This window comes from Nocardioides maradonensis, from assembly GCF_054777115.1.
Map to the genome: position 1 here is coordinate 170,995 of NZ_BAAHAZ010000002.1, position 25,539 is coordinate 196,533.

General features: G+C 70.5%; 26 protein-coding genes and 2 tRNA genes. 11 read left to right on the plus strand and 17 right to left on the minus strand.

From position 1 onward, the window contains the following. Window positions 1-91 precede the first annotated feature (91 nt). The 7 genes from ACYVAQ_RS02505 to pknB are packed head-to-tail and all read left to right on the plus strand — an operon-like array spanning window position 92 to window position 9,010. Window positions 92-802 (plus strand): FhaA domain-containing protein, encoded by a 711-nt coding sequence (locus ACYVAQ_RS02505; protein WP_460786875.1) that lies wholly within the window; start codon window positions 92-94, stop codon window positions 800-802. Beyond that, on the plus strand, window positions 795-1,271 hold the full coding sequence (locus ACYVAQ_RS02510; RefSeq protein WP_460786876.1) for an FHA domain-containing protein FhaB/FipA: 477 nt from the start codon (window positions 795-797) through the stop codon (window positions 1,269-1,271). Before ACYVAQ_RS02505 ends, ACYVAQ_RS02510 begins: the two co-directional genes overlap by 8 nt. Continuing rightward, window positions 1,272-2,597 (plus strand): PP2C family protein-serine/threonine phosphatase, encoded by a 1,326-nt coding sequence (locus tag ACYVAQ_RS02515; protein WP_460786877.1) that lies wholly within the window; start codon window positions 1,272-1,274, stop codon window positions 2,595-2,597. Next, window positions 2,597-4,006 carry an FtsW/RodA/SpoVE family cell cycle protein gene (locus ACYVAQ_RS02520; RefSeq protein ID WP_460786878.1) on the plus strand — a complete coding sequence of 470 codons (1,410 nt, stop codon included), beginning with the start codon at window positions 2,597-2,599 and terminating at the stop codon, window positions 4,004-4,006. Before ACYVAQ_RS02515 ends, ACYVAQ_RS02520 begins: the two co-directional genes overlap by 1 nt. Then, window positions 4,003-5,511 (plus strand): peptidoglycan D,D-transpeptidase FtsI family protein, encoded by a 1,509-nt coding sequence (locus ACYVAQ_RS02525; RefSeq protein ID WP_460786879.1) that lies wholly within the window; start codon window positions 4,003-4,005, stop codon window positions 5,509-5,511. The genes ACYVAQ_RS02520 and ACYVAQ_RS02525 overlap by 4 nt, the downstream gene beginning before the upstream one ends. Continuing rightward, window positions 5,508-7,004, plus strand: a complete 1,497-nt coding sequence (locus tag ACYVAQ_RS02530) for a serine/threonine protein kinase (RefSeq protein WP_460786880.1) — start codon at window positions 5,508-5,510, stop codon at window positions 7,002-7,004. Before ACYVAQ_RS02525 ends, ACYVAQ_RS02530 begins: the two co-directional genes overlap by 4 nt. After that, window positions 7,001-9,010, plus strand: coding sequence for a Stk1 family PASTA domain-containing Ser/Thr kinase (gene pknB, locus ACYVAQ_RS02535; protein WP_460786881.1), 2,010 nt, complete (start codon window positions 7,001-7,003; stop codon window positions 9,008-9,010). The genes ACYVAQ_RS02530 and pknB overlap by 4 nt, the downstream gene beginning before the upstream one ends. Window positions 9,011-9,017: 7 nt before the next feature. Here pknB and ACYVAQ_RS02540 read toward each other — a convergent pair whose 3' ends face one another. Further along, a complete protein-coding gene (locus tag ACYVAQ_RS02540) occupies window positions 9,018-9,785 on the minus strand; it encodes a DUF881 domain-containing protein (RefSeq protein ID WP_460786882.1) in 768 nt (255 codons plus the stop codon). Between the two features lie 51 nt (window positions 9,786-9,836). On the opposite strand from ACYVAQ_RS02540, the gene ACYVAQ_RS02545 reads away from it, so the two are divergent. Further along, entirely contained in the window at window positions 9,837-10,349 is a 513-nt protein-coding gene (locus tag ACYVAQ_RS02545; RefSeq protein WP_460786883.1) for a cell division protein CrgA, read from the plus strand. 129 nt (window positions 10,350-10,478) lie between these two features. Here ACYVAQ_RS02545 and ACYVAQ_RS02550 read toward each other — a convergent pair whose 3' ends face one another. Beyond that, window positions 10,479-11,381 carry a rhomboid family intramembrane serine protease gene (locus ACYVAQ_RS02550; protein WP_460786884.1) on the minus strand — a complete coding sequence of 301 codons (903 nt, stop codon included), beginning with the start codon at window positions 11,379-11,381 and terminating at the stop codon, window positions 10,479-10,481. After that, entirely contained in the window at window positions 11,381-11,887 is a 507-nt protein-coding gene (locus tag ACYVAQ_RS02555) for a peptidylprolyl isomerase (RefSeq protein ID WP_460786885.1), read from the minus strand. Before ACYVAQ_RS02555 ends, ACYVAQ_RS02550 begins: the two co-directional genes overlap by 1 nt. A gap of 160 nt (window positions 11,888-12,047) precedes the next feature. On the opposite strand from ACYVAQ_RS02555, the gene ACYVAQ_RS02560 reads away from it, so the two are divergent. Then, on the plus strand, window positions 12,048-12,335 hold the full coding sequence (locus tag ACYVAQ_RS02560; RefSeq protein WP_460786886.1) for a hypothetical protein: 288 nt from the start codon (window positions 12,048-12,050) through the stop codon (window positions 12,333-12,335). A 7-nt stretch (window positions 12,336-12,342) separates the two neighbouring features. On the opposite strand, the gene ACYVAQ_RS02565 is transcribed toward ACYVAQ_RS02560, so the two are convergent. The 3 genes from ACYVAQ_RS02565 to ACYVAQ_RS02575 are packed head-to-tail and all read right to left on the minus strand — an operon-like array spanning window position 12,343 to window position 14,105. After that, the gene (locus ACYVAQ_RS02565) at window positions 12,343-12,666 is read right to left on the minus strand and encodes a DUF3817 domain-containing protein (RefSeq protein WP_460786887.1); all 324 of its coding nucleotides are present in this window, start codon (window positions 12,664-12,666) and stop codon (window positions 12,343-12,345) included. Then, window positions 12,663-13,442 (minus strand): SURF1 family protein, encoded by a 780-nt coding sequence (locus ACYVAQ_RS02570; protein WP_460786888.1) that lies wholly within the window; start codon window positions 13,440-13,442, stop codon window positions 12,663-12,665. The genes ACYVAQ_RS02565 and ACYVAQ_RS02570 overlap by 4 nt, the downstream gene beginning before the upstream one ends. A 24-nt stretch (window positions 13,443-13,466) precedes the next feature. Further along, window positions 13,467-14,105, minus strand: a complete 639-nt coding sequence (locus ACYVAQ_RS02575; protein ID WP_460786889.1) for an HAD hydrolase-like protein — start codon at window positions 14,103-14,105, stop codon at window positions 13,467-13,469. A 33-nt stretch (window positions 14,106-14,138) separates the two neighbouring features. Between ACYVAQ_RS02575 and ACYVAQ_RS02580 the strand changes: the two genes are divergently transcribed. Beyond that, window positions 14,139-14,909, plus strand: coding sequence for an MBL fold metallo-hydrolase (locus ACYVAQ_RS02580; RefSeq protein WP_460786890.1), 771 nt, complete (start codon window positions 14,139-14,141; stop codon window positions 14,907-14,909). A gap of 10 nt (window positions 14,910-14,919) precedes the next feature. On the opposite strand, the gene ACYVAQ_RS02585 is transcribed toward ACYVAQ_RS02580, so the two are convergent. After that, window positions 14,920-15,879 (minus strand): hypothetical protein, encoded by a 960-nt coding sequence (locus ACYVAQ_RS02585; RefSeq protein WP_460786891.1) that lies wholly within the window; start codon window positions 15,877-15,879, stop codon window positions 14,920-14,922. A 55-nt stretch (window positions 15,880-15,934) separates the two neighbouring features. Here ACYVAQ_RS02585 and ACYVAQ_RS02590 point away from each other — a divergent pair, with 55 nt between their 5' ends. After that, complete coding sequence (locus tag ACYVAQ_RS02590) at window positions 15,935-16,354, plus strand: hypothetical protein (RefSeq protein WP_460786892.1); 420 nt, start codon at window positions 15,935-15,937, stop codon at window positions 16,352-16,354. A gap of 39 nt (window positions 16,355-16,393) precedes the next feature. On the opposite strand, the gene ACYVAQ_RS02595 is transcribed toward ACYVAQ_RS02590, so the two are convergent. From ACYVAQ_RS02595 to gnd, 10 genes are all read right to left on the minus strand, one after another. Beyond that, window positions 16,394-16,894, minus strand: a complete 501-nt coding sequence (locus ACYVAQ_RS02595; RefSeq protein WP_460786893.1) for a hypothetical protein — start codon at window positions 16,892-16,894, stop codon at window positions 16,394-16,396. A 69-nt stretch (window positions 16,895-16,963) separates the two neighbouring features. After that, window positions 16,964-17,036 (minus strand) — tRNA-Ala (locus tag ACYVAQ_RS02600). A gap of 18 nt (window positions 17,037-17,054) precedes the next feature. After that, window positions 17,055-17,177, minus strand: coding sequence for a DLW-39 family protein (locus ACYVAQ_RS02605; RefSeq protein WP_460786894.1), 123 nt, complete (start codon window positions 17,175-17,177; stop codon window positions 17,055-17,057). A 61-nt stretch (window positions 17,178-17,238) separates the two neighbouring features. Beyond that, window positions 17,239-17,312 (minus strand) — tRNA-Ile (locus tag ACYVAQ_RS02610). An 89-nt stretch (window positions 17,313-17,401) separates the two neighbouring features. Next, window positions 17,402-17,875 carry a DUF3566 domain-containing protein gene (locus tag ACYVAQ_RS02615; RefSeq protein ID WP_460786895.1) on the minus strand — a complete coding sequence of 158 codons (474 nt, stop codon included), beginning with the start codon at window positions 17,873-17,875 and terminating at the stop codon, window positions 17,402-17,404. Further along, window positions 17,875-20,538 carry a DNA gyrase subunit A gene (gyrA, locus tag ACYVAQ_RS02620; protein WP_460786896.1) on the minus strand — a complete coding sequence of 888 codons (2,664 nt, stop codon included), beginning with the start codon at window positions 20,536-20,538 and terminating at the stop codon, window positions 17,875-17,877. Before gyrA ends, ACYVAQ_RS02615 begins: the two co-directional genes overlap by 1 nt. A gap of 51 nt (window positions 20,539-20,589) precedes the next feature. Further along, the gene (gene gyrB, locus ACYVAQ_RS02625) at window positions 20,590-22,614 is read right to left on the minus strand and encodes a DNA topoisomerase (ATP-hydrolyzing) subunit B (RefSeq protein WP_460787066.1); all 2,025 of its coding nucleotides are present in this window, start codon (window positions 22,612-22,614) and stop codon (window positions 20,590-20,592) included. Between the two features lie 319 nt (window positions 22,615-22,933). After that, entirely contained in the window at window positions 22,934-23,488 is a 555-nt protein-coding gene (locus ACYVAQ_RS02630; protein ID WP_460786897.1) for a DciA family protein, read from the minus strand. Continuing rightward, window positions 23,481-24,626, minus strand: a complete 1,146-nt coding sequence (gene recF / locus ACYVAQ_RS02635; protein WP_460786898.1) for a DNA replication/repair protein RecF — start codon at window positions 24,624-24,626, stop codon at window positions 23,481-23,483. Before recF ends, ACYVAQ_RS02630 begins: the two co-directional genes overlap by 8 nt. 19 nt (window positions 24,627-24,645) lie before the next feature. Continuing rightward, complete coding sequence (gnd, locus tag ACYVAQ_RS02640) at window positions 24,646-25,530, minus strand: phosphogluconate dehydrogenase (NAD(+)-dependent, decarboxylating) (RefSeq protein ID WP_460786899.1); 885 nt, start codon at window positions 25,528-25,530, stop codon at window positions 24,646-24,648. Window positions 25,531-25,539: the final 9 nt, after the last annotated feature.

A 25,539-nucleotide genomic window follows, 5' to 3' on the forward strand; every position in this document is an offset into this window, starting at 1 on the left:
CCGATACGATCGACGACACCCGATGCGCTGTGGCCGCGTACCGGGGATGACCGCTGCCGGTAGCAGGAGAACACCAGGAGAGGAGGCCCGCGTGGGTGGACTGCAGCGTTTCGAGCAACGCCTCGAGCGGGCGATCTCGGGCGCCTTCGCCCGTACCTTCCGCTCCGCTGTGCAGCCCGTCGAGATCGCGGCCGCGCTGCAGCGCGAGCTCGACAACAAGGCTCAGGTGCTCTCGCGTCAGCGACGGCTGGTGCCCAACGCCTTCCAGGTGGACCTGTCCGCGGGCGACCTGGAGCGGATGGCGCCGTACACCACCTCGCTGTCCCAGGAGCTCGCCGACCAGCTCCAGGAGCACGCCGACAACCAGGGCTATGTGTTCCCCGGCCCGATCCGGATCGAGTTCCGCTCCGACGACGACCTCGGCACCGGCCGGTTCACGGTGCTGAGCCGCGCGGAGGCGTCGGTGATCGGCAGCATCCGGCAGACCGACCGGCCCAGCCGCGCCGTCCTCGAGGTCAACGGCACCGAGCACCCGCTCGCCCCGCCGGGCATCGTGGTGGGCCGCGGCAGCGAGGCCGACATCCGGATCAACGACCCGGGCGTCAGCCGCCGGCACGCCCAGTTCCTGATCACCACCGCCGCCGGCGGTGCGCCGCAGATCGAGGTGCACGACATGGGATCCACCAACGGCATCAGGGTCGACGGCCAGAAGGTCGCCCGCGCCCAGCTCCGCGACGGCTCCCGGGTCCAGGTCGGGCACACCTCGCTGGTGCTGCGGCTGCAGGGAGGCACCGATGTCTGAGCTGACGCTGTTCCTGGTCCGGATCGGCTACCTGGCGATCCTGTGGATCTTCGTGCTCTCGGCGATCTCGGTGATCCGCTCGGACATGTTCGGTGCCCGCGTGCCCACGGCGACGGCCGGCCGCGCGCCGCGCGCCGCGAAGCCCGCCAAGCAACCGAAGCAGCCGAAGCGACGCGGCAACCCCACCCACGTGACCGTCGTCCAGGGATCCAACACCGGCATCAGCGCCGACCTGGCCTCCGCTCCGGTGCTCATCGGCCGGGGCAACGACGCGGCGATCCGGCTCGACGACGACTACGTCTCGACCCGGCACGCCCGCATCGTGTCCTCCGGCGACCAGTGGTTCGTCGAGGACCTCGGCTCCACCAACGGCACCTACCTGGGCGCCCAGCGGATCACCCAGCCGACGCCCATCGGCCTCGGCTCGCAGGTCCGGATCGGGAAGACCATCCTGGAGCTGAGGAAGTAAGTGGAGTCCCCGGAAACGACCGACCAGGTCGACGAGACCACCCTGGTTCCCGAGGCGGAGCCGGGACACCCCGACCTCACCCTCCGGTTCCACGCGGTCTCCGACGTCGGCCGGGTCCGCAAGGACAACCAGGACAGCGGGTACGCCGGTCCGTGGCTGCTCGCCGTCTGCGACGGTGTCGGCGGCGCGGCCCGCGGCGACATCGCCTCCAGCACGGCCGTCAACGAGCTGCGCCACCTCGACATCCCGCCGGAGAAGGCGGAGCCGACCGCCGACCTGGTCGTCCGCATCAACGACGGCCTGCACGAGGCGCACGAGTCGATCGGCAGCCAGGTCGACCACGACCCGTCGATCAACGGCACGAGCACCACCGTGGTCCTCGCCCTGTTCGACGGCCAGCGGTTCGGGTTCGGCCACGTCGGCGACTCGAGGGCCTACCTGCTCCGCGAAGGCCGGCTGTCCCAGCTCACCACCGACCACACCTTCGTGCAGAGCCTGATCGACGAGGGCCGGATCACCGAGGAGGAGGCGCGGGTCCACCCGCACCGCAACCTGATCCTCAAGGCGCTCGACGGGATGCACGACGTCGACCCCGACCTGTTCCAGATCGAGGCGGAGCCCGGCGACCGGCTGTTCCTGTGCAGCGACGGCGCGTGCGGCGTCCTCGACAACACCCGGCTGGCCGCGCTCCTCGGCGAGGGCACCCCGGAGTTCGCGGCGATCGAGCTGGTGCGCGCGGCCCTCGACGCCGGCAGCTCCGACAACGTCACCTGCATCGTCGCCGACGTGGTCCCCGTCGATCCCGCGACCCCGCCGCAGGCACCCCAGGTCGTGGGCGCCGCCGCCGAGCTGCGCCGCCGCCTCCCCCGCGCGCTGTTCCGCGGGCACCGCTCCGGCGACACCGGCGAGCTCGAGCCGATCGACGAGGAGCTGGCGCCCATCCAGACCGGGTTCCCCAGCGCGGTGCGCGCCGACCCCGTCGACCCCGAGGCCTACCGCTACGCCCCGCTCGCGCCCCGCCGCTTCGCGTGGGCCCGCCGGTTGATGCTGCTGCTCGTGGCGCTCGGCCTGCTGTGGGTGGCCGGCGCGGCGGCGTACTCCTGGACCCAGCGGCAGTACTACATCGGCGAGCACGACGGCCACGTGACGATCTTCCGCGGCATCAAGGACATCCCCGGGATCAGCTCGGTCTACCTCGAGAGCGACCTGCCCGTCGACGACCTGGTCAACCCCAAGGCGGTCAAGGACGGCATCACCGCCGACGACCCGCAGAAGGCGCAGCAGATCGTCGACGACCTGCCGCTCGCCGGGACGGGAACCCCCTGATGCCCGGATCCCCGCTCATGGAGTTCGTCCACCGCCGCCGGCGCGGGGCGGAGCTGTTCCTGCTCGTCCTCGCGCTCGCCGTCGGCATCGGTGCCTACGTCAGCGTCGGTCTCGGCGTGGACGGTGCCGTCCCCACCAACCTCATCGCGTACGGCGGATGGTTGGCCGCGCTGATCATCGCGGCCCACGTGACGGTCCGCCTCGTCGCGCCGTACGCCGATCCGGTGCTGCTGCCCGTCGTCGCGGCCCTCAACGGGCTCGGCCTCGCGCTCATCCACCGCATCGACCTGGCCATCGGCACCAGCGACGCGAGCAAGCAGCTGATGTGGATGACCCTCGGCGTCGCGCTGTTCATCGCGACGCTCTACCTGGTGCGCGACCACCGCGTCCTCGGCCGCTACACCTACACCTTCGGGCTCGCCGCCATCGTGCTGCTGCTCCTTCCGATGCTTCCCGTGATCGGCAAGGAGGTGAACGGCTCGCGCATCTGGATCGGTGTCGGCGGCTTCACCCTGCAGCCCGGTGAGATCGCCAAGGTCCTCCTCGTCCTCGCCTTCGCCGGCTACCTGGTCGGCCACCGCGACGCCCTGGCGCTGGCCGGCCGCCGGGTCCTGTTCGTCGACCTCCCGCGCGGCCGCGACCTCGGCCCGATCCTCGCGATGTGGGCGGTCAGCATGTGCATCCTGGTCGCGCAGAAGGACCTCGGCTCCAGCCTGCTGTTCTTCGGCCTCTTCCTGGTGATGCTGTACGTCGCCACCGAGCGCTCGGGCTGGCTCTACGTCGGCGGCGCGATGTTCCTCGCCGGCGCGTTCGCGGCGTCCCGCCTGGTCCCGCACGTGACCGAGCGCGTCGACATCTGGCTGCACCCGTTCCAGGACGCCGCGGGCAGCGGCTACCAGCTGGTGCAGAGCCTCTACGCCTTCGCGTGGGGCGGTCTGCTCGGCCGCGGCCTGGGCCAGGGGATGATCACGCTCGGCTCGGGCAGCTCGGCCCACCTGCGGGTGCCCGAGGAGCACAACGACTTCATCATGGCGCTGGTCGGCGAGGAGCTCGGCCTCACCGCCGTCATCGCCGTGCTGCTGCTCTACGGCCTCATCGTCGAGCGCGCCCTCCGCGCCGCCCTGATCGCGCGCGACGGGTTCGGCAAGCTGGTCGCCACCGGCCTCGGCTGCGTGCTCGCGATCCAGGTCTTCGTCGTCATCGGCGGCGTCACCCGGCTCATCCCGCTGACCGGCCTCACCACGCCGTTCATGTCGTACGGCGGTTCCTCGCTGATCGCCAACTGGGTGATCGTCGCGATCCTGCTGCGCATCTCCGACCAGGCCCGGCGCCCGCTGCCCGACCTGAGCGAGCCCGACGCCGACCCGGACATGGAGTCCACCCAGCTGGTCAAGGTGGTCGACGCGTGAACAAGCCGATCCGTGCCGTGTCCATCTTCTGCCTGGTGCTGTTCCTGGCGCTGATGGTCAACGTGACCTACCTGCAGTTCTTCAAGGCCGACAGCCTCGACAACAAGGCGGGCAACACCCGCCCGGCCGAGGCCGCTTACAGCCGCGAGCGGGGGCTGATCCTGGCGGGCCGGCAGGCGATCGCCAAGAGCAAGCCGACCAACGACGCCTACAAGTACCTGCGCGTCTACCCGAAGCCGTACATGTACGCCCCCGTCACGGGCTACCTGCAGCTCGGCGTGCAGACCGGTCTGGAGCGCAGCCAGAACGACATCCTCTCCGGCGAGGACTCGCGGCTGTTCGTCAACCGCCTGGTCGACATGCTCCAGGGCGACACGAACCAGGGCGGCAACGTCATCACCACGATCAACCCGAAGGCCCAGGAGGCCGCCTACAACGGCCTGCTGAAGACGATCGGTCCGCGCGGTGAGGGCTCCGTGGTCGCGATCCAGCCGAAGACGGGCAAGATCCTGGCGATGGTGTCGCTGCCGTCGTACGACCCGAACAAGCTGGCCAGCCACGACGCCTCGACCCGCAACGACTACTACGACAGGCTCGACAAGTCTCCGCTGCAGCCGCTGCTGAACCGGGCGACCTACCTCGCGCTCTTCCCGGGCTCCACGTTCAAGGTCGTCACGGCGGCCGCGACGATCCAGGACGGCCTGCACCAGGTGGGTGACCAGGTCCCGGCCGGCAGCGGCTACCAGCTGCCCGGCACGCACGGGTCGGGCAATGTGGTCGGCAACGAGATCGTCGCGCCCTGCGCCCCGACGCTGATCTCGTTCGCGACGGCGATGGAGAACTCCTGCAACACGGCGTTCGCGCGGATGGCCGTCGCGCTCGGACCGGCCAAGCTCCGCGCCGAGGCCGAGGCGTTCGGCTTCAACTCGGTCCCGCTCACCGACTACTCGCCGGTGCTGCCGTCGACGTACCCCAAGAGCGTCACGGACCCGGGTGCGAAGTCCTCGCGCGAGCTCAACGACGCCGAGACCGCGCGCACCGGCTTCGGCCAGTTCGAGGTCCAGGCGACGCCGCTGCAGATGGCGATGGTCGCCGCGGGCATCGGCAACCACGGCAAGGTGATGAAGCCCTACCTGGTCGACCGGATCCAGACCGCCGACTACCAGACGCTCGACACCACGCCCACCAAGGTGCTCGGCCAGGCCGTGTCGGCGCAGACCGCCGACCAGGTCACCGAGCTGATGGTCGACACGGTCCGGTCCGGCACCGCCTCCCCCGCCGCGATCCCCGGCGTGGACGTGGCCGGCAAGACGGGCACCGCGCAGACCGGCACGAACGCGCCGCCGTACGCCTGGTTCGTCTCGTTCGCCCCCGCTAGCGACGCCCAGGTGGCGGTCGCGGTGATGATCCAGCACATCCCCGGCGTCAGCAGCAGCGAGATCGCCGGCGGCCGGCTCGGCGGCCCGATCGCGAAGGCCGTCATGGAAGCGGTGATGAACAAGTGAGCGAGCAGTACGCCGACGCGGCGCACCGCTACCGCCTCGACGAGCGGATCGCGACCGGGGGCATGGGCGTGGTCTGGAAGGCCACCGACACCCGGCTCGGCCGCACCGTGGCGGTCAAGGTCCTCAAGCACGAGTACTCCGACGACGAGACGTTCCGCCAGCGCTTCGAGACCGAGGCGCGACACGCCGCGGCCCTGCACCACCCCGGCATCTGCGGCGTCTACGACTACAGCTCCGACGTGCCGGTCGGCGGGGCGCCGTACCTGGTGATGGAGTACGTCGACGGCCAGCCGCTGTCCGCCCTGCTCGCCCAGGGCAAGGAGTCGGGTCGCACCATGGACCCCGAGATCGTGCGCGACCTCATGGCGCAGACGGCCGGTGCGCTGGCCGTGGCCCACCGCGCCGGCATCGTCCACCGCGACGTCAAGCCCGCGAACCTCATCATCACCCCGGACCGCCGGGTCAAGGTGACCGACTTCGGTATCGCCCGGGCCGGTGACGCGACCGCGATCACCCGCACCGGCGCGGTCATGGGCACGCCGCAGTACCTCTCCCCCGAGCAGGCCCGCGGCGACGCCGCCACCTTCTCCTCCGACGTCTACTCGCTCGGCTGCGTGGCCTTCGAGTGCCTGACCGGCAAGCGTCCGTTCGAGGCCGAGACCCCGGTCGCCACGCTGCTCGCGCACCTGCAGCAGCCGGTGCCCCCGCTGCCGCCGAGCGTCCCCGGCGACCTCGCCAAGGTCGTCACCCGCGCCATGGCCAAGGACCCGGCGCAGCGGTTCGCCGACGGGGACGCGCTCGCCGCCGCCCTCCGCAACCCCGACGCCGTCGCACCGGTCCCGCCGGCAGCCGTCGCGCCCGTGCCGGTGGGCGACGCGACGGCCGTGCTGCCCCGGACCGCGAGCACCCCGCCGGCCGCGGCAGCGCCGATCGAGCGGCTCGGGCCCGCGTCGGCGTACGCCGGCAGGGAGACCGAGCGTCGCGATCGCGGACCCTGGGTCGCGCTCGCCCTGGTCGCTGCCTTCGTGCTCATCGCGATCCTCGTCGCCTACCTGCTGCTCCACAACACCGGTGGGACGCCGGCGACCTTCCAGTCGCCACCGACCACCGCCGCCACGACGAAGTCCAGCAAGCCGACGACGCCGACCTCATCCGCCACGGGTCCGCGCATCATCCACCTCAACGCCGCCGACTACGTGGGCCGTGACTTCCACGCCGTGGACAACGAGCTGTCCGCGATGAACCTGAACGTCCAGCTCAACCCGGTGACCAACGACGGGACGCACCCGGCGGGCATCGTCACGCAGATCAAGCCGTCCGGCGCCGTCACGGAAGGGGACATCATCACAGTCACCTACTGGGACCAGCCGGCACCCACCACGGCACCGACCACGCCGACGACGCCGACCTCGCAGGCGACCAGCACCGGCTCGGCCTCGGCGCTGTTGGCACCCCCGCTCCTCGACCAGAAGCCGGAGGGCCCGGGCGAATGACGACCGGACGAACCGACCAGCCAGGCCCGGGCGGGCAGCGCACGCTCGTGGGCGACCGCTACGAGCTCGGCGAGCTGCTGGGCCGCGGCGGCATGGCCGAGGTCCGCAAGGGCACCGACACCCGGCTCGGCCGCGTGGTCGCGATCAAGCGGCTGCGCACGGACCTGGCCAGCGACCCGACCTTCCAGGCGCGGTTCCGCCGCGAGGCGCAGTCCTCGGCGTCGCTGAACCACCCGGCGATCGTCGCGGTCTACGACACCGGGGAGGAGCCGACCGCCGACGGCGCGCTGCAGCCCTACATCGTCATGGAGCACGTCGCGGGCCGCACGCTGCGCGACATCCTGCGCGAGGGCCGCAAGATCCTGCCCGAGCGCGCCCTGGAGATCACCTCCGGCGTGCTGAGCGCGCTCGACTACAGCCACCGCGCGGGGATCATCCACCGCGACATCAAGCCCGGCAACGTCATGCTCACCCCCAGCGGCGACGTGAAGGTGATGGACTTCGGCATCGCCCGCGCGATCAGCGACGCCGCATCCTCGATGACGCAGACGGCCGCCGTCGTCGGCACCGCGCAGTACCTCTCCCCCGAGCAGGCACGGGGCGAGACGGTCGACTCGCGCTCCGACGTCTACTCGGCCGGCTGCCTGCTCTACGAGCTGCTCACCGGCCGCCCACCCTTCGTGGGCGACTCACCGGTCGCGGTCGCCTACCAGCACGTGCGTGAGCCCGCGATCCCGCCGTCGCACTTCGACGCCGACCTCACGCCCGAGATCGACGCGATCGTGATGAAGGCGCTCGCCAAGCGGGTCGAGGACCGCTACCAGTCGGCCGCGGCGATGCGCACCGACATCGAGCGCTACCTGGCCGGCCGGCCCGTGCAGGCCGTCGTACCGGTGCCTGTCGTGGACAGCACCGCCACCACCCGGCTCACCACGCCGACCTCGACGGTGGCTCCGGTCCACGAGACGTCTGTCCGCGGCACGCCGGTGCCACCGGCTCCGCCGCAGCGGTCCGGCAAGCTGCCGCTGATCCTCATCCTGCTGCTGCTCCTGGCGCTGATCCTGATCACGGCGTTCGTGGTGTGGCCGAAGCTGTTCCCCTCCGGTCCGACGGACGTGAAGATGCCGAACGTGGTCGGCATGAGCCAGCAGAAGGCCCGCGACACGATCGTCGCGTCCGGCTTCGCCGCCACCGGGATCGACGACACCCAGCAGGTCTGCTCCGACAAGTACCCCACCGAGGGCACGATCGTGCAGCAGGACCCCGCCCAGGACGCCTACGTCCCGACCGACTCGAGCATCGTGCTCAAGCAGTCGCGTGGCGCCTGCGCGTTCACGATCGACGACGTCACCCAGGACAGCCGGCAGCTGGCGATCGCCACGCTCGTGAACCAGGGTGTGCCGCGCCAGAACATCAAGATCCAGAAGACGCCGTGCGCCTCGGACAACGCCAAGGGCACCGTCGTCAGCCAGGTCCCCGGTCCGGGCAGCTCGATCACCAAGGACGACATCGTCACCCTGTGCCTGTCCGCGGGCCCGCACGCGGTGCCGAACGTGATCGGCATGCAGGAGGACCAGGCGACCAAGCGCATCATCGCCGCCGGCTTCAACCCGATCGTCCGCGACTACACCGGCACCACCACCAAGCCCAAGGGCACCGTGGTCGACCAGTCGCCGACGGGCGGCAAGAACCAGACCGCCAAGCAGGGATCGAACGTCTATGTCTACGTCTCGACCTACGTCCCGCCGCCCGACGCCGACGGGGACGGGCTGTCCGACGCCCAGGAGGCGCAGTACGGCACCGACCCGAACAACCCCGACACGGACGGTGACGGGCTGACCGACGGGCAAGAGGTGAACAAGTACCACACCGACCCGCTGCTCGCCGACACCGACGGTGACGGGTTCCCCGACGGCCAGGAGGTCAAGGCCGGCAGCGACCCGAACGACCCGGCGAGCACGCCGCTCAACGTCGGCACCGGAGGCAACGGCGGCAAGGGCCACTGACGGCCGGCTACTGGGTCGGCAGCACCTTGGCGTAGTGCATGTCGATGAGGCCGTCGTACGCCGGTGCGGTGACGTGGTCCTCGAGCTGCATCTCCCACCCCACGTCGATCGTCGGGTTGGCGGCGTCCGCGCGGAAGCCGGAGACCAGGGCGTCGTCGTCGATCGCGGCCAGGAGCCGGGCCGGGTCGCCGACGGCCTGGATCACGTAGGGCTGGGGGTAGGGAACGCCCTGCAGCTGGACGGCGTTGCCCTCGCACTTGATGCCCGTCGTCGAGACCACCCGCTGACCGGCGATCGTGACCGCCCGGGCGCCGCCGCTCCACAGCGCGTTGACGACCGCCTGGATGTCCTGCTGGTGGACGACGAGCCGGTTGAGGTCGAGGTCCGGGTTGCCGGCGCTGACCGCTGCGTCGAGGACCTCGGTGGGGGCGTCGGACAGCGTGATCGACAGCCCGCGGCCGCTGCGGGCCACGAGCCCGGCCGGGTCCTCGAGCTGTGCGATCTTGCGCTGGGCAGCCGTGACCCGGTGCCCGGACACGTCCCGGGTGAGGGCCTCGACCTCGGCGGCCAGCCGGTGCCGGCGTACCTCCAGGGCCTGGTAGTCCTTGGCCTCGGCGTTGACCACGCTGGCCAGGTCCGAGTAGCGGCCCGGGCGCAGGTCGGTGCCGTTGCTGTCGACCGCGGAGGTCGCGAACAGCGCCCCGGAGAGGATGACCACCAGCGGCGTACCGACCCTCCAGGCCCGGCCGCGGCCGGTCACGTGGGCACCCGTCATACTGACTAGGTTAGGTCGCCGCGACCAGACCATCGACACAGGAGCACCGACGTGGCCAAGCAGTCCCGCCTGCCGAAGTTGAAGAAGGGCCCCAACCCCTTCGCCGACCCCGACCGCGGGCCCGTCCTGACCGTCCGCTTCGCGATCGCCCTCGTGCTGATCGCGCTCGGCATCGCCTGGGTGATCTACACCTACTGGGGCATCCGCCCGCACGACGGCTGGGGTGCCCTCGACATCAAGACCGGCAAGGCCGAGCCCACCGGCGGTCCGTCGTTCCTGGGTGACCTGGAGAAGTGGAACTACCTGATCGGCTTCGCGCTGTTCTTCCTCGGCCTCGTCGTCTCCGCCCACCCGAAGACCCCGCTGGGCCGTGGCCGCGGCGTCGTCGCGGGCATGCTCGGCTGCTTCCTGGTCGGCCTGGTCTGGATCTGCTGCTACTACATCTTCCTGACCGGCAACAGCCCGAAGGACCTGCCGATCTTCAACGACCTCGCCCAGAAGAACCTGTTCGTCGGCATCGCCTTCATGGCGGTCGGCTTCACCTTCGCCACGCGCTGGGAGTAGACGCCCGTACGACGCAGAGGCGGCCACCGATCACGGTGGCCGCCTCTGCGTTTTCCCCAGGGTTGTTCACACCTGGGGAGAATGACATCGGTGTAACTCATCCACATCGGTGGAGAAGCCTGGGGAAAACTAGACCATCGTCATCCCCAGCGCGGCGGCGCCGAGCAGCAGCGCCGCGATGCCGCCGAGCGCGGCCCACTGGATCACGATCCGGTTCTGCCGCGGGGCGTAGACGAGCGCGGCGGTGACGATCGCGCCCCCGATGAATCCACCGAGATGGCCCTGCCAGGAGACGTGGGCCAGCGTGAAGCTGAGCACCGCGTTGAGGCCGATCCACAACCACAGGCTGCTCAGGTCCGCCTTGACCCGCGTGCCGATCACGACCAGCGCCGCCATCAGGCCGAAGACCGCGCCAGAAGCGCCGACCGTGGAAACCGCCGGATCGGCGAGCCACAGGACGGCGACCGACCCCGCGAGAGCGGACAGCAGGTAGAGGGCGACGTAGCGGGCCCGGCCGAGCACCTGCTCGAGCTGCGGGCCGAGCACCCACAGGGCGTACATGTTGAAGCCGATGTGCAGGATCTCCACGTGGGTGAAGGTGCTGGTGATCAGCTCCCACGGGGCGTGCGCGATGCCCGTCTCCCACTGCCCGTTCGGCAGTTGCTCGCACACCCGCCGGTCCGCGATGGCGGGGTAGGCGGGACAGGTCCCCGCCGGGGCCAGCGCGAAGTGCTGGTAGATCCAGCTGCCGTAGCGGCCCGTGGCCTGGATGACCAGCCACACGACGGCGTTGATGCCGATCAGCACCATGGTGACCGCGCCGGGCTTCTCCGGCACCAGCCCGCCGTACGCCGTGCGCCCGCTGCGGGTGGTCTTGCGACCCTCCTTCACGCAGTCGGGGCACTGGAAGCCGACCGCGGCGTCGCGCATGCAGTCCGGGCAGATCGCCTTGTCGCAGCGCTGGCAGCGGATGTGCGTCTCACGGCCGGGATGGCGGTAACAGGTCGGCACCCCGGCCGGAGACTGCGACATCAGTCGTTGATCTCGACCGAGTTGATGACGATGTCCTCGACCGGGCGGTCGCCGGGGCGGGTGGGGGTCTTGCCGATGGCGTCGACGACGTCGCGCGAGGCCTGGTCCGCGACCTCGCCGAAGATCGTGTGCTTGAAGTTCAGCCACGTCGTCGGGGCGACGGTGATGAAGAACTGCGAGCCGTTGGTGCCCGGCCCGGCGTTGGCCATGGCGAGCAGGTAGGGCTTGTCGAAGGTGAGCTCGGGGTGCGGCTCGTCCTTGAACTGGTAGCCCGGGCCGCCGGTGCCGGTGCCCTGCGGGCAGCCGCCCTGGAGCATGAAGCCGTCGATGACGCGGTGGAAGATGAGGCCGTCGTAGAACGGCTCGCCCGGCGCCTTGGCCGAGTTCGCCTTCTCGCCCTTGGCGAGACCGACGAAGTTCGCGACCGTCTCCGGAGCGTGGTTCGGGAACAGGTTGATCGTGATGTCGCCCTTGTTCGTGTGCAGGATCGCCTGCGGCTCAGCCATGTCGAGTGGTCCTCACGTTGGATCTGTGGTGGCCCGGATCCGGGTCGGATCGATCCTACGGTGACCCGGGTTGGGTGGACGTGATGGGATGAGCCCCGTACGACGACTTCGCGGCCGGCCCCACTCGGGGGCGCCGGCCGCCTGTGGAAAGGACGTCCTGATGTTGAAGAAGCTGCTGCTCCTCGGAGCGCTCGGTGCGATCGCCGTGGGCATCGCGAAGAAGCTCCAGGCGGGTGCCGCCGCCGACGGAGGCGGGTGGCAGTCGTCGTACGACCCGGCGCCGGCGCCGGTGCCCCCCGCGCCGACGGCCTCCACGCCGCCGCAGGACACCGCTGCCAAGGCGGCCGCCGAGGCGCCCGACGACGTCCCGCCGCCGCCGGTCGACATCCCGCCGGCCAAGACGCCGGTCGACCCGCTGACCGACCCCCTCCCGGAGGAGGAGGTCTGAACAGGACTCAGGCGGTCGCTGCGGCGAACAGCTCGGGGTTCTCGGCCTTGTAGCGCTGGGAGACCTTGTGCTCCACCACGAACATCAGGCCCGGGATCACACCGGCGATGATGACCGTCGCGATGTAGCCCAGCGACCAGCCTGCCCTGCGGGTGAACGGCACGGCCACCACCAGGTAGGCCATGTAGAAGTAGCCGTGGATCATCCACAGCCACCACAGGTCAGGCACGCCGCTGTCGATCTTGTGCGCGATGAAGTCGATCGTCGCGGCGAGGAGGAACACACCGACCGTGATCGCGAGGATCCGGTAGGCGGGGAAGAGCTTCGTCACGACCCCGAGGCTACGTGGTCGTCGGTTGCCGCCTCGTCGTCGGCATCCTCCGGAACCCGCTCGGCCGTGGTCTCGCGCACATGCTTGAACCACATGAAGATCGCGAACCCGGCGAAGAACCACCACTCGAAGGCGTAGAGCAGGTTGCGCAGCGCCGTCGACGCCCCTACCGAGGGCAGCTGGCTGAGCGTGGCCGCCTCGAGGCCCGCATCGGGGTGCTTGGCGATCACGTAGCCGCCGTACAGGTCCTGTCGGACGCGTTGGGCGATCGAGGAGATCTGCAGCTGCGGCAGGACGGCGTCGTGCGGGTTCGCGTCGGGGGTGTCGCTGCTCTCCGGCGGCTGCAGCCAGCCGGTGACCTCCGCGGTCTTCGCGGGCGGAGCGGGCACGGCCGACGGCCGGGTCCCTGCCGGCACCCACCCCCGCACCACCGGTACGGCGGGTGCGCCCGGCCCGCCGTTGGTCAGCGGGGTGACCACCCACAGGCCCGCGCGGCCGCGGTCGTCGCGGCGGTCCTGGACCAGCATCGTGGCCGACGTCAGCCACGTCCCGCGCACGTCGACCGGCTGCCCGACCCCGTCGCCGGGGAAGGGCGCGTCATGGCCGAGCACCTGGTCGATCGGCACCGGGATGGCGTTGGTGAGGTCGCGCTGCTCGGCGACGCGGTGCTGGTGCCACACGTCGTACTGCCAGTAGCCGAGGCCACCCGCGGCCGTCACGGCCAGCACGACCAGGAGGTGGGCGCCCCACAGCCTCGGACTCCACCACCTCACCACCCCACCAGGGTAGGCGGCCGGCCCTCAGGCCAGCGCGGCGGCCAGCTCCTCGGTCGTGGTGACGATGGACGAGGCGCCGGCGTGCTCCAGCTCCCCGTCCAGGGCGTAGCCCCAGCGCACCCCGACGCAGTCGATCCCGTGCGTGCGGGCGCCGTGCACGTCGTGCAGCCGGTCACCCACCATCAGGACGGTCGCCGGGTCGGGCCGGCCCAGCCGTTCCAGCACGCGGTCGATGACCAGCGCCTTGGTCCCGAGGGAGCCGTCCAGCTCGTCCCCACCCATGGTCGCGAACAGGTCGGCCAGGCCGTGGTGCGTGAGGATCTCCCGCACGTGGACCTCGGGCTTGCTGGAGGCGACCGCGAGCGTCACCCCGTCGGCGCCCAGCTGCTCGAGGAGGGCGGGGATGCCGGCGTACACGGGAGCGTCGAGCATCGCGGTCGTGTAGCGCTCGCGGTAGCTGGCGATCACGGGCAGCACCAGCTCCTCGCCGATCAGCGGCGGCAGCGACTCGTAGAACGGCGGTCCGAGGAGTGCCCGGGCGGCGGCCGGAGCGAGCGGCGCGATGCCGTGCACGCCGAAGGCATGGGCCAGCGAGCTCAGGATCGGCTCCGCGGAGTCGGTGAGGGTGCCGTCGAGGTCGAAGAGCACGTACGTCGGTCGCACCCCCGCATCCTCGCATCGTGGGAGGATCGGCCCGTGCCGATCCACCACCTCAACTGCGGGACGATGAACCCGCCGGTCGTGCCACCGATGGTGGCCCACGTCTTCCTGGTCGAGAGGGCCGAGGGACTGCTGCTGGTCGACACCGGTTTCGGGACCGGCGACATCGCGAACCCCCGGCGCCTCGGCGCCCCCTTCCGGCTGGTGACCCAGGCCGCCCTCGACCCCGCGGAGACGGCGCTGGCCCAGGTGCAGCGACTCGGCCACCGGGCCGAGGACGTCACCGACATCGCCGTGACCCACCTGGACCTCGACCACGCCGGAGGGCTGGGCGACTTCCCGAACGCGCGCGTGCACCTGCACGCGAGCGAGCTGGCCGCCGCCCGGCACCCGAGCGCGCGCGAGAAGGCGCGCTACATCCAGGCGCAGTGGGCGCACGGCCCGCAGTGGGTCGAGCACCGCGAGGGCGGCGACGACTGGTTCGGCTTCGCCTCGGCGACCGTCCTCGGCGACGACGTGGTGCTGATACCGCTGCACGGTCACACCCGCGGCCACAGCGGGATCGCCGTACGCCGTGAGGACGGGTCGTGGCTGCTGCACGCGGGCGACGCGTTCTTCAACACCCACCAGATGGACCCCACGCCGTCGTGCCCGACCTCGCTCGCCGCGTTCCAGCGGCTGATGGCGATGGACAACCCGGCCCGGATCGCCAACGTGGAGCGCCTGCACGACCTGGCGAACGGCCATCCCGAGGTCACCGTCGTGTGCGCCCACGACAAGGCGATGTACGACGCCCTCGCGGGCTGACCGGCTCGCCCTACTCGGCGCAGACCGCGAACGGCAGCTTCTGCCGCTCGGCGAGCTGGACCGCCACGGGCGGCCGGCTGACCTGGTACCCGAGCCGGCCGGTCGACGGGTCGGCCACGCCCTGGGCGTAGCCGGTGCCGAAGTCCGGCTTGACCGCGGGCAGCACACCGGCCAGCCGGAGTCGCGCGAACAGGTCGTCGCGGTCCTCCCCGAGGGTGACCGTCGCGAGCTCGCCGCCGAAGGCGATCGCGAAGCCGTCGAGCGGCTCCAGCTGGTCGACCATCTGCTTCGACCCGCTGGCCAGCTGCGTCGACGTACCGGCACCGAAGACGCTGTCGAGGCCGAGGCACCCGCGTTGGACGTACGTCGCGTCCGCCGGCCGCCCGACGAGTGCCACCAGCGCGGCGTCGTGGCCCCAGGAGTCGGCGCCCGCCGGAGGGGTCGCGGAGGTGACGAGGTGGTCGGCCTGGTCGACGACCGCGCCCTTGAGCACGCCGACCTTCGCCTGCACCGCGCGGGCTACCTGCGACATCGACAGGTTCTCGCGGAAGGACATGATCCACCCGTTCTGCCCGCCGCCGGAGTACGTCGCCTCCCAGGTCACGTCGTCGGCGCCGAACCCGAACCGGCGCCGCAGCTGGGCGTCCGCGGGGTGCAGCAGGCCGGGGGACAGCGCCGCCGTCGTGGGCAGCTCACGCCAGAACCGGGCGCGGTCGGCGGCGGAGGAGTGGCCGGTCAGCTCGCCGAACCCGAGGGTGAGCCGCACCTGCGAGAAGTCGGTCAGCTCCAGCCGGGTGGCAGCGGCCGGCACGAGGGGCAGCACGGCCGAGGACGGGTCGAGCGTCCCGTCGTACGACTCGATGACGGTGGCCGTGTTCGGCTCCGTCTGGTAGACGGGCGGGTGTGCCGTGCTGCAGGCGCTCAGCAGGCACGCCGCGAGCAGCCCCGCTCCCAGCCCCGCGACCCTCACCCCGCAGATCTTGCCATGCCAGTTTGACCACGCCCGGTCCTGGAGAGGAGTTTCGGTGTCACCGGGATCGCCACCGACGGTCCCGACCTCGGGCAGACAGGGCGACATCATGGGCAGCAACGGCTCGGTCGGCATGGACGTGACCGGCCTGCACTCGACCGGCACCACCATGGCGGGACGCAGCGGCACCGCGCAGGTGCACGCCAACGGCGTCAAGACCGGCGTCGACGACGCGGCAGGCGTCGCGGGTCACCCGCTGGTGAAGGCTGCCCTCTCCGCCTTGCTCGACGAGCACATCCTCGACCCGGCCATCAAGCTCCCGGGCCTGGTCGGTGGCGGCGGCGAGCACGTCGCCAACCTGGCGGCGACCGGCCGCAGCTCCGACGAGGAGGGTGCTCGGGACGTGAAGGCGCACGCCGACGGCACCGACTCCCACGCGACCACCCTGAGCCGCAGCATCAACAACCCCGCCTGACGTACGCCGCCGGCTGCCCCGCTCCGATGCCGGCCCGGATCAGTTCGAGGAGTAGTGGCAGATTTTCTTGAGCACGGCGTACGCGACCTGTGACTGCTTGACCGCGTGGTTGAGCTGCTTCTGGCTGTGCGCCGCGATCGATCGCGACACCAGGCCGAAGGCGGTCGAGGTGTCCGACACCGCCTTGCGCAGCCGGTAGTCGGCGGTCATCGCCTGCTGGTTCATGTACGCCGTCTCGGTCGCCAGCCGCGTGGCGATGGTGTCGTCGAACGGGTGCTTCGTCGGAGACCAGCGCGCGGTGTCGGCCGCGATGTGCGACAGGATCGCCTGGACGTTGGCGCACGGCCGGATGTCGGCATTGGGGACCGGGAGCTCCGTAGAGGCGGCGGCCGGCAGCGAACCCACGGGCGGCGACACCGCCGCCTGGTGGGCCGACGAGCCGCTACCGCACGAGGAGACCAGCGCGGCCGTCAGCACGACTGCGGGTACGAGACCCCTGCGCAGCTGACCCTGGTGGAACGAACAACCCCTTGTCGTCACGACCACCACGGTGCACCGACGAGGTTGGAGAAACCTTGGGCCAGGACGCCGGCCCGCGGTCTCATCGCGTGGAGCCTAGGGGACTCGAACCCCTAACCCCCTGCTTGCAAAGCAGGTGCGCTACCAATTGCGCCAAGGCCCCGGAGGGTGGTGCGGCTCCTCAGGGGAGCTGGTCGGTGGCCTCGGCCCAGAGGGCCTTCTCCGCCTTGCTCTCCTGGAGCTTCTTGCGGGCGAGCACCGCGCCGGCTGCGGCCAGCACCGCGAGGGTGAGCTTCTTGACCATTGCGCTGCCTCCTGCTGTTGAAAAGCCCCGGCCGCAGTGACTGCGTCCAGGGCTTGTCCCGTGGGCCTAAGAGGACTTGAACCTCTGACCCCCACATTATCAGTGTGGTGCTCTAACCGTCTGAGCTATAGGCCCGGGTGGCGAGAGGATCGGGGTGGAAGCCCCCTCTTCTCAAGCCGAGGTGGAACGTTACCCGACCCGAGGGCGTACGCCGAAATCGGGGCTCAGGCCTGGTCCTCGGCCAGCGTGACCTCGACCCCTCCGACCAGGGCGGCCGCCATGTTGTACAGGAAAGCGCCGAGGGTCGCGGCCGCCGTCAGCAGCACGACGTCCAGGGCCGCCACGAGCACCGTGAAGCCCAGCACCCGGCCGGTGCCGAGGTAGTCCTGCACCTGGAAGCTCGAGGAGCTGCCGCTCTGCAGACCGGTGTCGACGGTGTTGTTGATGGAGTCCCAGACGCCGGCGGCACCGAGCACCTCCCAGACCATCGCGACCGCGACGACCGTGGTCACCGCGAACGCGATGGACAGCAGGAAGGAGGTCTTCATGACCGTCCACGGGTCGATCCGGGTGAGCCGGAGCCGCGCGCGCCGCGGCACCCGCGCCGTCGCTGCCGGAGTGGCGGCGGGCGGCGTGATGCCGGGCAGGGACCCCGCGCCCGGGGGCCGGATCGCGGTGTCCTCGACGCGCTCGGTCATCAGTCTCCATCCTCCACAGAGTCACTGTCGGTGGCGCCGTCGGGGGTCGCGGCTCCCTCGATTGTGTCATCCGACCCCAGTTCCGACGATTCAACCGACTCGGTGCCGGGCTCGACGCCCTCCTCGTCGTCGACCTTGGACTCGACCGATCGGGCGACGACGGCGACCGAGTCACCCTTCTTCGGCGTCACGAACTTCACGCCCTGCGTGGAGCGTCCGGTCGGCCGGAAGTCGGCGTTGATGGGCGAGCGGACGACCTGGCCGGAGGTCGTGATCGAGAGGATCTCGTCGCCGTCGACGACGATGAACGCCCCGACCAGCACCCCGCGGGTCTCGTCGGCGAGCTGCATCGCCTTGATGCCGAGTCCGCCACGCGACTGCACCCGGTAGTGCTTGATCTCGGTGCGCTTGGCCATGCCGGCGTCGGTGATGGTGAAGACGTACTGGACGTTGGCGTCGTCCGCCTCGTTGGCGACCTCTTCGTTGGCGACGTCCTCGGCTCGGATCACCGACATCGACAGCAGCGCGTCACCCGCGCGGAACTTCATGCCCGTGACACCACCGGTCGCCCGACCCATGGGCCGCAGCTGGCTCTCATCGGCGGGGAAGCGGATCGACTGGCCCTTCCGCGAGACCAGCAGGATGTGGTCGTCGTCGTCGACCAGCTCGGCACCGATCAGCTCGTCGTCGTTGCGCTTGAAGTTGATGGCGATGACGCCCGCCTGACGGGGGCTGTTGTAGTCGCCCAGCTTGGTCTTCTTGACCAGGCCGCTGCGCGTCGCGAGCACGAGGTACGGCGCCTGCTCGTAGTCGCGGATCGCCAGCACCTGCGCGATCTGCTCGTCCGGCTGGAAGGACAGCAGGCCGGCCACGTGACCGCCCTTCGCGTCGCGCGAGGCCTCCGGGAGGTTGTAGACCTTGGTGCGGTAGACCCGACCTGCGGTGGTGAAGAACAGCAGCCAGTGGTGCGAGGTGGTCGCGATGAAGTGCTCGACGACGTCGTCGCCGCGCAGCGAGGCGCCGCGGACGCCCTTGCCGCCGCGCTTCTGCGTCCGGTACTGGTCGGCACGGGTGCGCTTGGCGTAGCCGCCGCGGGTGATCGAGACGACCTGGTCCTCGTCGGGGATCAGGTCCTCCATCGACAGGTCGCCGTCGGCCGCGATGATCTGGGTCCGCCGGTCGTCGCCGTACTTCTCGACGATCTCGCCGAGCTCGTCGATGACGATCTGCCGCTGGCGCGAGACGTTGGCGAGGATGTCCTTCAGGTCGGCGATCTCGAGCTCGATCTCGGCGAGCTGGTCGATGATCTTCTGCCGCTCCAGGGCCGCCAGCCGGCGCAGCTGCATGTCGAGGATCGCGTTGGCCTGGATCTCGTCGATGTCGAGCAGCTCGATGAGGCCCTGGCGGGCGTCGTCGACCTCGGGGGAGCGCCGGATGAGGGCGATGACCTCGTCGAGCATGTCGAGTGCCTTGACCAGGCCGCGCAGGATGTGGGCGCGCTCCTCGGCCTTCCTCAACCGGAACTCGGTACGCCGGCGGATGACGTCGACCTGGTGCTCGACCCAGTTGCTGATGAACTGGTCGATGGTCAGCGTGCGCGGGACGCCGTCGACCAGCGCCAGCATGTTGGCGCTGAAGTTGGTCTGCAGCTCGGTGTGCTTGAGCAGGTTGTTGAGCACCACGCGGGCCACCGCGTCGCGCTTGAGCACGACCACGATGCGCTGACCCACGCGCGAGGAGGTCTCGTTGCGCACGTCCGCGATGCCCTGGACCTTGCCCGCGTCGGCGAGCTCGGCGATCTTCACCAGCAGGTTGTCGGGGTTGACCATGTAGGGCAGGTCGGTGATGACCAGGACGGTCCGGCCGCCCTTGTCCTCGTCGACCTCGATGATCGCGCGCTGGGTGATCGAGCCGCGGCCGGTGCGGTAGGCCTGCTCGATGCCCTCGCGGCCGGTGATCAACGCGCCGTTGGGGAAGTCGGGGCCCTTGATCCGCTCGACGAGCGCGTCCTGCAGCTCCTCGCGCGTCGCGTCCGGGTGCTCCAGCGCCCAGACGGCGCCCTCGGCGACCTCGCGCAGGTTGTGCGGCGGGATGCTGGTGGCCATGCCGACCGCGATGCCGGCCGATCCGTTGACCAGCAGGTTCGGGAACCGCGCCGGCAGGATCGTCGGCTCCTCGGTCTTGCCGTCGTAGTTCGGGGTCATGTCGACGGTGTCCTCGTCGATGTCCCGGACCATCTCCATGGCCAGCGGCGCCATCCGGCACTCGGTGTACCGCATGGCTGCGGCCGGGTCGTTGCCCGGCGAGCCGAAGTTGCCCTGCCCGTTGACCAGCGGGTTGCGCATCACCCACGGCTGCGCGAGGCGGACCAGGGTGTCGTAGATCGCGGTGTCGCCGTGCGGGTGGTAGTTACCCATGACGTCACCGACGACGCGGGCGCACTTGTTGAAGCCGCGGTCGGGGCGGTAGCCACCGTCGTACATCGCGTAGAGCACGCGGCGGTGCACCGGCTTGAGGCCGTCCCGCACGTCGGGCAGCGCGCGGCCGACGATGACGGCCATCGCGTAGTCGATGTAGGAGCGCTTCATCGACTCCTGGAGGTCGATCGGCTGGATGCGGCCTCCGCCGCCCTCGCCACCCAGGTTGGTCTGCGTCTCAGTCACGATTGCTCTCTCTGGTGTCGTCTATCGAAATCTAAGATCAGTACTAGATGCTCAGATATCGAGGAATCGGACGTCCTTGGCGTTGCGCTGGATGAACGAGCGCCGCTGGTCGACGTCCTCACCCATCAGGATCGAGAAGATCTCGTCGGCCTGCGCCGCGTCCTCCAGCGTCACCTGCAGCAGCACCCGCTGGTCGGGATCGAGCGTGGTCTCCCACAGCTCGTCGGCGTTCATCTCGCCCAGACCCTTGTACCGCTGGATCGGGGCCTCCTTCGGCAGCTTCTTGCCCTGCGCCAGGCCGTCGGCCAGGACGGCGTCGCGCTCGGCGTCGGAGTAGACGTACTCGTGCTCGGCGGGCTTGTTCCACTTGATCCGGTACAGCGGCGGCTGGGCCAGGTAGACGTGGCCGTGCTCGATGAGCGGGCGCATGAACCGGAACAGCAGCGTCAGCAGCAGGGTGTTGATGTGGTGGCCGTCGACATCGGCGTCGGCCATGAGCACGATCTTGTGGTAGCGCAGCTTGGCGAGGTCGAACTCCTCGTGCACGCCGGTGCCGAGCGCCGAGATGATCGCCTGGACCTCTTGGTTGGCCAGCACCTTGTCGATGCGCGCCTTCTCGACGTTGAGGATCTTGCCGCGGATCGGGAGGATCGCCTGGATCCGGTTCTCGCGGCCCATGACCGCCGAGCCGCCCGCGGAGTCACCCTCGACGATGAAGACCTCGCACTCCTCCGGGTTGCGCGAGCTGCAGTCGCGCAGCTTGCCCGGGAGACCGCCACCGCCGAGCAGGCCCTTGCGGTTGCGCGCCAGGTCGCGCGCCTTGCGCGCGGCGATGCGGGCGGTCGCGGCGGCCTGCGCCTTGCGGATGATCTCCTTGCCCTCGCTCGGGTTCTGCTCGAGCCAGGCGCCGAGCTGGTCGTTGACGACCGACTGGACGAAGCCCTTGGCCTCGGTGTTGCCGAGCTTGGCCTTGGTCTGGCCCTCGAACTGCGGGTTGGAGATCTTGAGGCTGATGATCGCGGTCAGACCCTCACGGATGTCGTCACCCGTGAGCCGGTCCTCCTTCTTCTTGATCAGGCCCCAGTCCTCGCCGGCCTTGTTCATCAGCGAGGTGAGCGCGGCGCGGAAGCCCTCCTCGTGGGTGCCGCCCTCGGGGGTGTTGATCGTGTTGGCGAAGGTGTGGACGCTCTCGTTGTACGACGAGATCTGCCACTGCATCGCGAGCTCGAGGCTCATCGGGTTCGGGGCCGCGTCACCGGTCTCGGCCTCGAAGGCGATGACGGTGCTGATCGGCTGCTTGCGCCGGTTGAGGAACTCGACATAGTCGGCGAGACCCCTGTTGTACTGGAAGACCTGCTCGACGACCCGCTCGCCACCCTCGCCGGCCGCCGCGTGCAGCTCGTCGGCCCCGTCGGTGTCGTGCTCGATGCTGATGTCCTCGATCGCGTCGGCGAGCACGCCCGCGTCGGGCCGCTCGTCGCGCAGCACGATCCGCAGACCCTTGTTCAGGAACGCCATCTCCCGGAAGCGGGTGGTGATGGTCTCCAGGGAGTACGTCGTGGTCTCGAAGATGTCGGGGGAGGCGAACCAGGTCACGGTCGTGCCGGTGCCCTCACCCTCCTCCAGCGGGCGCACCTGCCGCAGCGGGTAGTCCGGTACGCCGAGGTGGAACTCCTGCTCCCACAGGTGCCCGCGGTTCTTGATCTCCAGCTTCAGCGAGGTGGAGAGCGCGTTGACGACCGAGGAGCCGACGCCGTGCAGACCGCCGGACACCTTGTAGCCGCCGCCGCCGAACTTGCCGCCCGCGTGCAGCACGGTGAGGGCCAGCGTCGCGGCCGGCAGCTCCTGGCCGGGGGCGGTGTCGGTCGGGATGCCGCGACCGTTGTCGACGACGCTCACCGAGCCGTCGGCGTTGAGGGTGACCAGGATCGTGTCGCAGTAGCCGGCGAGGGCCTCGTCGACCGCGTTGTCCACGATCTCCCAGATCAGGTGGTGCAGGCCGCGCTCGCCGGTGGAGCCGATGTACATGCCGGGGCGCTTGCGGACGGCTTCGAGGCCCTCGAGCACCTGGATCATCGAGGCGTCGTACTCGCCCTCGACCGGAGTCGGCTTCGACTGCTCTTCGGACACTACGACCCCTTTTGCTGTGACATGACGAAGGCCGATGTCTGAACGCCCGGGATCCCCGTCGCGGCGTCGGCTCGGCCTTGTGTCCATGATACCGGCTCCAGGGCGCCTGGACACGTCGTACACCCGGCAACCGGGGAGGACTCTGCGGCTCAGCGGTGCCTCAGTGGCCCAGAACCGCCCACAGCAGCCGCGATCAGGGGGGCCGATGGGCACCGATATGGGCGCAGGGGCTGTTCGGGGCCCAGATCTGCGCTCCTGCGGCTCCTCATCCGTAGGTGTCGCGCGGTCCCCGGCCCTTGACGCTCTTCAGCCCGTGCTTCCAGCTCGGCGCGTTCGGGGCGAGCACCTCGACGACGGTCACCGTGCCGTCCCCGAGCTCCTCGTTCAGGCGGCGCACCAGGGTCGTGACGAGCAGCTTGAGCTGGGTCGCCCATGCCGTGGAGTGCGCCCGCACCACGAGGACGCCATCGACCAGGCTCTCCGGCGTGGAGTGCGCCCCGATCTCCTCGCCGACCAGCTCCGGCCAGCGGGCGAACACCCCGCGGACCTTCAGGTCCAGGGCCCAGCCGCGGTCACCGATGATCCGGTCGACCTCGGTGGAGAGGGTCTGCGGGTCGCGCCCGTCGGGGTGGGCTCCGCTGAGCTGCGCCTCGTTGGCGCGCAGGCGGCGCGGCCTCCACCCGTCGCTGGTACGCCGCGGCCGCTTCGGAACGTCGCCGGACGCCCCCATCGCACCTCGCAGCAGCGACCGTGCCAGGTCCAGGCCGTCCGGCCGGTGCGGCTCCTCGTCCGGGTCGGGGGAGTCCGGCTCGTCAGTCACGGGTGACCTCGCCTCCCGCCACGCGGTACGTCGCCCCGCTCAGCTCAGCGGGTACGTCGCCGTCAACCGCCGCGGTGACCAGCACCTGCTCGGCTCCCGCGACGAGCGCCGCGAGCTGCGAGCGTCGCTCGCTGTCCAGCTCCGCGAACACGTCGTCCAGGACGAGGATCGGGTCGTCGCCATCGGAGCGCAGCAGGTCGTAGGACGCCAGCCGCAGGGCCAGCGCGAACGACCACGACTCGCCGTGCGACGCGTAGCCCTTGACCGGCATCCGCGCGTCGTCACCCGGTCCGAGGGTCAGCTCCAGCTCATCGCGGTGCGGACCCACCAGGGTCAGGCCGCGGTCGATCTCGTCGCGCTGGCGGCGGGCCAGCTCCTCGGCGTACGCCACTCGGATGTCGGGCAGCTCCGGGATCCACGCCGTCACCGGCACGCTCGCGCGGTAGGCGATCCGGGCGTCGTCGCGCGACGCTCCGCGAGCCACGGCCTCGTACGCCTTCCCCAGGTACGGCGCCAGGTCGGCCGCCAGCCGCATCCGTGCGTCCAGCAGCTCGCTGCCGACGGCAACGAGCTGGTCGTCCCACACCGACAGCGTGGCGAGCGCGGCGTCGCGGGCGGAGCCGCGGGCGGCGTACAGGGTCTTGAGGAGGCTGTTGCGCTGCTTGAGCACCCGCTCGAAGTCGGCCTTCACGCCGGCCAGGCGCGGCGCACGCAGCACCAGCAGGTCGTCGAGGAACCGCCGTCGCTCGGACGGATCGCCCTTGACCAGCGCGAGGTCCTCGGGGCTGAACACGACGGTGCGCACGATGCCGACGAGCTCGCGGGCGCGGGGGAGCGTCGCCCGGTTGATCCGGGCACGGTTGGCGCGGCCCGGGTTGAGCTCGACCTCGAGGATCGCGGTCCGGCCGTCCTTCACCACCGCGGCGCGCACGACGGCCTGGTCGGCGCCCACCCGGATGAGCGGTGCGTCGCTGGCGACCCGGTGCGAGCCGAGCCGCGACAGGTAGTCGATCGCCTCGACCAGGTTGGTCTTGCCCTGCCCGTTGCGACCGACGAACGCCGTGACCCCGGGCTCGAGGGCGAGCTCCAGGTCGGCGTACGAGCGGAACTCGTGGAGGGTCAGGTGCGAGACGTGCACCCGACCATCATCCCCCTGCTCACTCCTTGACGACCGCGTGCCCGCCGAAGCCGTTGCGCATCGCCGCGATCGCCTTCATCGCGTAGTCGTCCTCCTGGCGGGAGACGAAGCGGGCGAACAGGCTCGCCGAGATCGCCGGCATCGGTACGGCGTTCTCGATCGCCGCCTCGACGGTCCACCGGCCCTCGCCGGAGTCCTCCGCCCAGCCCCTGATCTTCTCGAGGTGCTCGTCGGCGCGCAGCTGGTCGACCAGCAGGTCCAGCAGCCAGCTCCGCACGACGGTGCCCGTCCGCCACGAGGCGAAGATCTCGGGCACGTTGTCGACGATGTCGACCTTGTCGAGCAGCTCCCAGCCCTCGGCGTACGCCTGCATCATGGCGTACTCGATGCCGTTGTGGACCATCTTGGCGAAGTGGCCCGCGCCGGGCGTCTCGCCGCAGTGGACGAGGCCGTCCTCGGTGCCGGTCGGCTTCAGCGCCTCGAAGAACGGCATCACCTTGGCCGCGTCGTCGGTCTTGCCGCCGTACATCAGCGCATAGCCGTTCTCCAGGCCCCACACGCCGCCAGAGACGCCGCAGTCGACGAAGCCGATGCCCCTCTCGGCGAGCGACGCGGCGTTGACGGCGTCGTCGGTGTACTTGGAGTTGCCGCCGTCCACGACGAGGTCACCCTCGCCGAGGAGCTCCTTGAGCTCCGCGATCGTCGAGCGGGTCGGGTCACCGGCCGGCACCATGACCCACACGACCTTCGGGCTCGGCAACTTCTCGACGAGCTCCTGGAGGCTCCCGACGTCGCTCACCTCCGGGTTGCGGTCGTACCCGACCACCTCCAGGCCCGCGTTGCGGATCCGGGTGCGCATGTTGCCACCCATCTTGCCGAGACCGATGAGACCGAGAGTGGGCACGAGCCCTCC

Bases quoted from the DNA above. Each gene is read 5' to 3' on its own strand.
- ACYVAQ_RS02605 (WP_460786894.1), bottom strand. From the start codon at position 17,177: ATGGTCAAGAAGCTCACCCTCGCGGTGCTGGCCGCAGCCGGCGCGGTG.
- ACYVAQ_RS02550 (WP_460786884.1), bottom strand. From the start codon at position 11,381: ATGTCGCAGTCTCCGGCCGGGGTGCCGACCTGTTACCGCCATCCCGGC.
- pknB (WP_460786881.1), top strand. From the start codon at position 7,001: ATGACGACCGGACGAACCGACCAGCCAGGCCCGGGCGGGCAGCGCACG.
- ACYVAQ_RS02520 (WP_460786878.1), top strand. From the start codon at position 2,597: ATGCCCGGATCCCCGCTCATGGAGTTCGTCCACCGCCGCCGGCGCGGG.
- ACYVAQ_RS02540 (WP_460786882.1), bottom strand. From the start codon at position 9,785: ATGACGGGTGCCCACGTGACCGGCCGCGGCCGGGCCTGGAGGGTCGGT.
- ACYVAQ_RS02560 (WP_460786886.1), top strand. From the start codon at position 12,048: ATGTTGAAGAAGCTGCTGCTCCTCGGAGCGCTCGGTGCGATCGCCGTG.
- ACYVAQ_RS02555 (WP_460786885.1), bottom strand. From the start codon at position 11,887: ATGGCTGAGCCGCAGGCGATCCTGCACACGAACAAGGGCGACATCACG.
- ACYVAQ_RS02510 (WP_460786876.1), top strand. From the start codon at position 795: ATGTCTGAGCTGACGCTGTTCCTGGTCCGGATCGGCTACCTGGCGATC.
- gyrB (WP_460787066.1), bottom strand. From the start codon at position 22,614: ATGATCCAGGTGCTCGAGGGCCTCGAAGCCGTCCGCAAGCGCCCCGGC.
- ACYVAQ_RS02615 (WP_460786895.1), bottom strand. From the start codon at position 17,875: ATGACCGAGCGCGTCGAGGACACCGCGATCCGGCCCCCGGGCGCGGGG.